Consider the following 5,897-nt stretch of genomic DNA (forward strand, 5'->3'; position numbering starts at 1 on the left):
TTCCTTTTTGATGGAGGTGTCTACACCAGCAAAGGAACGCCGCGATCACAACGCCAGTCAATCTCGCTGAATCAGGCATCTTCAGGTTGTTTGGGTATAAACAAGGTACCTGGAACCCAATTACCCAAAACTTTCCAAACCATTACATACTTGTAATGAAAGCCAATTCACCGACACGCTCTGATAAATTACAGAAAAGACAAATACGGGGTCATGGATTGAATTTACTGATCGTCGAAGATGACGCGCACATCCAGCAGTTTCTCCAGCAAGGGTTCGAGCAGGAAGGTTGCTCAACCACGCTGGCAAAAACTGGCGTTGAAGGTCTCCACTACGCCACTCAGGAACATTACGACGTCGTGGTTCTGGATTTGATGCTGCCAGAAATGGATGGCATGACATTGCTCCGTCAACTTCGGGGGCAAGGCCACAACGTGCCCGTGATCATTCTCAGTGCGAAGCATTCGGTTCAAGAGCGTGTGACTGGATTACAATGTGGCGCAGACGACTACCTCGTTAAGCCCTTTGCTTTTACCGAACTGATGGCAAGATGCCAGTCTATTTCACGTCGCGGAGCCCGAGAACCCGCCTCTCCCACATTATTGAGTTTTGACGAGCTCAGCCTTGATTTGATTCGACGCGAACTGGTCAGGGGCGAAGAGCGTATATCCCTCAATAAAAGAGAATTTGCACTCGCAGAGCTTTTTCTCAGAAACCCAGAAAAAGTGATGTCGAAAACAGCCATTCTTGAACAAGTGTGGGGCTATCAGTTCGATCCCCAAACTAACGTGGTTGATGTGCTCGTTTGCCGGCTTAGGAACAAAGTCGACAAGTCCTTCAACCATTCGCTGATACACACGATACGAGGAGTCGGCTATGTCCTCAGAAAAGAGTGTTAGCCAGTCGCTATCCAAAACACAGCGCCACTTGTTCTTGCGCTTTGTCCTGGTGCTTACGCTGTGCTTGGTGATCGTGCAAATCACCATTGCGGTGATGTTGCTTTACGGGTCTTACCGCAATGACGTGAAGCTACTCAGCTCGATGCAGGCCGAATATCAAAGGATTATCACTTTCAACGACGACAAAAAATTCCTTCATGTCATCACTTCCAACCCCCAGCGATTGGAAGAAAATCAAATTGCCATTTTTTGGCAGGCTGATAATCAAGAAGAGGCAAAAAGAATCGGAGGGTTTGACCTGCTAGCCCCAACCAGGCCCTTGAATACCTATCTAGCTAATGAAAGAAGCTGGATAACCCAAGTGACCAGCGTGCCTTATATCTCCTTACCTATGCAGGCCAAAACAGGCACCTATTGGATGGTACAGCCGACTTTGGCACATTTTCCGACCGTGTTCAGCGAATGGACGAGGATTGGCATGGCCTTAACCTTGTTGGCATTCGTCTGTGCGGGCTTTGTCTGGAAGCTGATCCACTCAACACTTGCTCCGCTTTTCTCGCTTGCCCACCAGTTGGATGAAGCCAGTACTGCATCGCTCGACACTTTATACATTGCTTTTAATGTCTCTGAAGGAAACAAATCAGGGCAGCTTTCAGCGATGAGCCAAAGCATCAACAAACTGTTGACCAGACTGAGCATGGTGATTGAAAGCATGGAAAATACGCTTCACGCCATCGCCCACGATCTACGAACACCGCTGTCACGCATCAGGCTATCAGCAGAAAGTGCGCTGATCGGCTCCAAGTCCCAAACCGAGAGTGAAGCAGCTTTAAAGTCTGCGCTGACGGACTGTCTGGAGTCATCCGAAATTGCCAACCAAATGCTGACAACCCTAATGAAAATTAATGATGAAGCGGCAGGTCGAAGCATGCCCTCTTTTCATTCCATTGATGTCAAAGACACCTTAGAGAAGGTGGTGGAATGGTACGAGGAAGCCGCGGAGGAAAAATCAATCACGCTGATTATTGACTGCCAAAAAGGTCAACAGTTGGTGAGTGATGAAAGTAAATTGATTCAGGTGCTCGTCAATCTTCTCGATAACGCCATTAAGTTCACGCCTGAAGATGGAACCGTCGTGCTGGCATACGAGGTGGACGCTAAATCTGCGCGCATTACGGTCAGCGATACGGGAATGGGGATTGCGGAAGAGCATCAAACGCTCATTTTTTCACGATTGTTCAGAACAGAACAAAGCCGCTCAACTGAAGGCTATGGACTTGGGCTGTCGTTAGCCAAAGCAATCACGACGACAATTCGGGGCGAACTCAGTGTTACCTCAGAATTAGGAAAAGGCAGTATTTTCACCCTCCGTTTCCCACAAAAAAGAGCAGCCTAAGCTGCTCTTTGTTCAAACTACTCATTCGTGAGTCAAGCAAGGATACCCTCACCTTTTTCGCTCATCGATTCTTGATGGATAGCCATCAGTTTCTTCGAAGACTCGCTGATCATTTTCATCGGTACTGTCGCGAAGTAAACCGAAGCCAGAATCACCATCATTGGGTCAGCGTATACCGCATATTCTTCCAGACCACTCATCATCAGACCTGCTGCGACCAAGAAGCCCACCAATACCGCGGCACTGATCACCGTGTCCATCAACCATTGGCTTGATTCTGCTTTCAAAATCGCTGAAGGGCGTTTACCGGATTGTTTGCGAACTGCCATATAGGTTGCCAGACAGCCCACCACGTTAATAACACCAAACACCAGCGCGAAACCTGCGTTCACTTCACGACCACCGTCGAACATGGCCTGCATGGCTGAAGCGAAAGACACCAGACAAACAATACCCACCACGAGACCTTTGGTCAGAACCACCAGCGATTCAATCACTGCAGCCTTACGTGCAGAAACTGGCTGCTCATTTTTGCCTGATTTCTTCACAGGCTTACGAATGTACATGGTTGCGGCCAGCGCCATCAGAGAAAGAGCCAGGCTGACAAGAGAGTAAGCGCCGTCGAACACAATAACCATGGATCCCGCCCAGATGCCCAGGCCGATACCCATTGCCGCGAAACCTAAACAGGCAAGGGTAGAAAACTTCAATAAGTTACGTTCTTTCGTATATTCACAAGACATAAATCCCCACAAAGTGACAAAAATTTTGACAGTAGCGAGAATAACCAAACCACCTCTTACCATTTAGCGCAGTTCTTATTGGCCTAAAAGTGCCGTTTATACGAGGTAATTTGGGTATTCCTTAACGCTCTGGAAACACAATAACCGCTTTTGAGAAAAACCAAGAGTTGCTGAGCGACAACTTTTTCGTCACCAGGTCTTTTCACTGAAATATTTAGGCGTAGAATCAATTTCCACAGGATTGATGAAACGGTATGCAGATATGCGTAGTAGCCAAATAGAAATGTTTTTAACCGCTGTAGAAGAAGGCTCGATTGCTGGCGCAGCCCGCGAGCTCGACAAAAGTCGCACCACGGTAAGTGCAGCAATCAGCGCTTTGGAAGACAGTTTAGGTGTTGAGTTACTCGCCCGTTCCGGTAACAGCGTAAAACTGACGGATGTTGGCCGAATGGTGCATGACGATTGCGAACGCATGTTGCAAGCCGCGTTGGATATTGAAGCCAAATGCCGCCAATTCGAAAGTGGTATTGAATCCGCCCTTCGCATCGGCCGTGATGATGCACTGCCGGAATCTTTCTGGCGCGCCACCATGCGGGAAATTCAGCAACAGTTCCCCGATTCCAGCGTTTCGATTTACGTGGCTCCCCCGCCAGAGCTTTACGAAATGGTGGATGAAAACATGGTGGATGTCGCTTTCGGCCTGTTGCCAGAAACCCGCGCCTTTGGCCGCATTAACTCAAAGAAACTGGGTCAGGTACGCATGATGTCTGTGGTGCGCAAAGATCATCCATTGGCGTCGATGAAACGTATACAACGTGCAGACTTGGAACGCTATACCGAAATCACCCTTGCTTACGTGGATGATGAGGGTCTTAAAGCGCTCGATCCAATCTCACCCCACTACATCGCATTGCCATTTTACGAGCATCTTCGAGATGCGGTGTTGGACGGTTCAGGTTGGTCAAATGTGCCATCTATGCTGTTGAGGAAGTATCTTCGTAGTGGCACGTTGCAGGTCATGCGCCATTCCAACGCAATGCAATGGCAACCTTATGGTGAAATCACCGCCATGGATGCGCGTGGCGGCGCACTGACAGCCTGGCTTTCAGACAGGTTGGAAAGTTTTCTCGTGGCAGATGCAGAGTAAATAAAACAATTGTCAGTAGATAAAAAGTTTGCCTCAAAAGGGGAAGGTGCGAATAATCACACCGACAAAGTAACAGGAGAACAGTAACAAGCATGTCTAACGCATACCCGATCGGTACACCAGGTCAACCTTGGGGCAAAAAAGAAAGAGTTCAGTGGTTGCACACTGTGAGCATCAAACGCAGCTATCAAGAAGAAGTGCTTGGAAAAATCAATGCACTGAAAGGTCGTTTCGATGTCGAGCAATACGGCGCGCTATCTTACAACAAGGCTCGCTATCCACAGTTCGGTATTCGCAGCCGCAATTTCGATGCTTCCAAACCTACCATTTTGATCACGGGTGGCGTGCATGGCTATGAAACCAGCGGTGTTCATGGTGCACTGAAGTTTCTTGATACCGAAGCGCTAAGCTACACAGAGCATTTCAACTTGGTGGTTGCGCCATGTGTCAGCCCTTGGGGTTACGAAACCATCAACCGATGGAACCCACAAACAATCGACCCTAACCGCTCATTCTATGAAAACAGCCCTTCAGAAGAAGCGGCGAATGTGATGGCTTGGGTAAAAGGTCTGGGAGTGAAAATCTTCACCCATATCGATCTGCACGAAACCACCGACACCGACGAGTCTGAATTCCGCCCTGCACTTGCGGCGCGTGACGGCAAGGAATATGAGCCTGATACGGTGCCAGATGGTTTCTACACCGTTGGCGACACTGACATGCCGAACACGGAATTCCAAACCGCCATCATCAATGAAGTGCGCAAAGTGACTCACATTGCGCCAGCCGATGAAAACGGCAATATCATTGGCACTCCGGTTGAGCAGGAAGGCGTGATTAACTACCCAACGAAGAAATTGGGTTTGTGTAGTGGCTTTACCAATTGCCAATACGGTACGACCACAGAAGTGTACCCAGACAGCCCGAAAGTGACCGACGAAGAATGTAATGATGCGCAGGTTGCTGCTGTTCGCGGTGCGTTAAACTACCTGCTTTCTGTTCGATAACAGCCACTTCAAACGCTCCTCATAATCGCACTCCTTCAATATTGAAGGGGTGTGCTCTTGCCAATGAGACGGTACAGCTGTAAAGCTTCTCGCTACACTGCCATTTTACCCAAGGATGGTGGTGAAAATGCCCAAGAACAAAAATACGTCTAAAGTCATACACTTTATGGAAAACTGCGTGCTGGTACTGATTGTGATCGCCACAATCTATGCTATTGGCGAGGAAATCCATTTAGTCATCGTTAACCGCACCGTATCAGTCGGCGATCTTCTGCTGATGTTCATCTACCTCGAAGTGCTCGCCATGGTGCACAGCTTCTTCGAATCAGGAAAAGTACCCGTTCGCATGCCTCTCTACATCGGAATAGTTGCACTGGCGCGTTACCTTATCCTGGATATGAAAAACATGGATGACTGGCGGATCCTCTCCATCACCATTGCTGGTCTTATCCTCGCGATCACCGTGTTTGTCATCCGAATCGGCCATATCAAATTCCCCTACCCCAAAGTACCGGGTGGCGAGGAGTAGAAAAACGCCTTTTCTGATCGAGTTCGCTCGCATAGCCACAAGAGCATGTTGAAAGCCTCATGTGGCTATGCATAACTGATTTTTCTTAATCCACGCTAGGGGCTGTTGACCTTTGGTGATGATTTTTGCAGCAGTTTGTGGGGGTTTTATGCAAGGCAGAGGCTTCGATGTGTAGC

General features: G+C 48.5%; 6 protein-coding genes. 5 read left to right on the forward strand and 1 reads right to left on the reverse strand.

Going from position 1 to position 5,897, the window contains the following annotated elements:
- Positions 1-218: 218 nt before the first annotated feature.
- A complete protein-coding gene (locus RN22_RS23280) occupies positions 219-899 on the forward strand; it encodes a response regulator transcription factor (RefSeq protein ID WP_046308212.1) in 681 nt (226 codons plus the stop codon).
- Positions 900-972: 73 nt separating this feature from the next.
- Complete coding sequence (locus RN22_RS23285; RefSeq protein WP_197076337.1) at positions 973-2,295, forward strand: HAMP domain-containing sensor histidine kinase; 1,323 nt, start codon at positions 973-975, stop codon at positions 2,293-2,295.
- A 32-nt stretch (positions 2,296-2,327) separates the two neighbouring features.
- Here the strand turns inward: RN22_RS23285 and RN22_RS23290 are convergent, their stop codons facing one another.
- The gene (locus RN22_RS23290; RefSeq protein ID WP_046308215.1) at positions 2,328-3,038 is read right to left on the reverse strand and encodes a cation transporter; all 711 of its coding nucleotides are present in this window, start codon (positions 3,036-3,038) and stop codon (positions 2,328-2,330) included.
- A 262-nt stretch (positions 3,039-3,300) separates the two neighbouring features.
- On the opposite strand from RN22_RS23290, the gene RN22_RS23295 reads away from it, so the two are divergent.
- The 3 genes from RN22_RS23295 (at position 3,301) to RN22_RS23305 (ending at position 5,721) form a co-directional block, all read left to right on the forward strand.
- Complete coding sequence (locus tag RN22_RS23295) at positions 3,301-4,185, forward strand: LysR family transcriptional regulator (protein ID WP_046308217.1); 885 nt, start codon at positions 3,301-3,303, stop codon at positions 4,183-4,185.
- Positions 4,186-4,277: 92 nt separating this feature from the next.
- Positions 4,278-5,192, forward strand: a complete 915-nt coding sequence (locus RN22_RS23300; protein ID WP_046308210.1) for a M14 family metallocarboxypeptidase — start codon at positions 4,278-4,280, stop codon at positions 5,190-5,192.
- A gap of 127 nt (positions 5,193-5,319) precedes the next feature.
- Entirely contained in the window at positions 5,320-5,721 is a 402-nt protein-coding gene (locus tag RN22_RS23305; RefSeq protein WP_002536240.1) for a phosphate-starvation-inducible protein PsiE, read from the forward strand.
- Positions 5,722-5,897: the final 176 nt, after the last annotated feature.

Origin of the sequence: Grimontia sp. AD028 (assembly GCF_000973155.1) — a bacterium.
Lineage (GTDB): Bacteria > Pseudomonadota > Gammaproteobacteria > Enterobacterales > Vibrionaceae > Enterovibrio > Enterovibrio indicus.

Coding starts and splice junctions, on each gene's coding strand:
- RN22_RS23290 (WP_046308215.1), bottom strand. CDS start 3,038: ATGTCTTGTGAATATACGAAAGAACGTAACTTATTGAAGTTTTCTACC.
- RN22_RS23295 (WP_046308217.1), top strand. CDS start 3,301: ATGCGTAGTAGCCAAATAGAAATGTTTTTAACCGCTGTAGAAGAAGGC.
- RN22_RS23300 (WP_046308210.1), top strand. CDS start 4,278: ATGTCTAACGCATACCCGATCGGTACACCAGGTCAACCTTGGGGCAAA.
- RN22_RS23305 (WP_002536240.1), top strand. CDS start 5,320: ATGCCCAAGAACAAAAATACGTCTAAAGTCATACACTTTATGGAAAAC.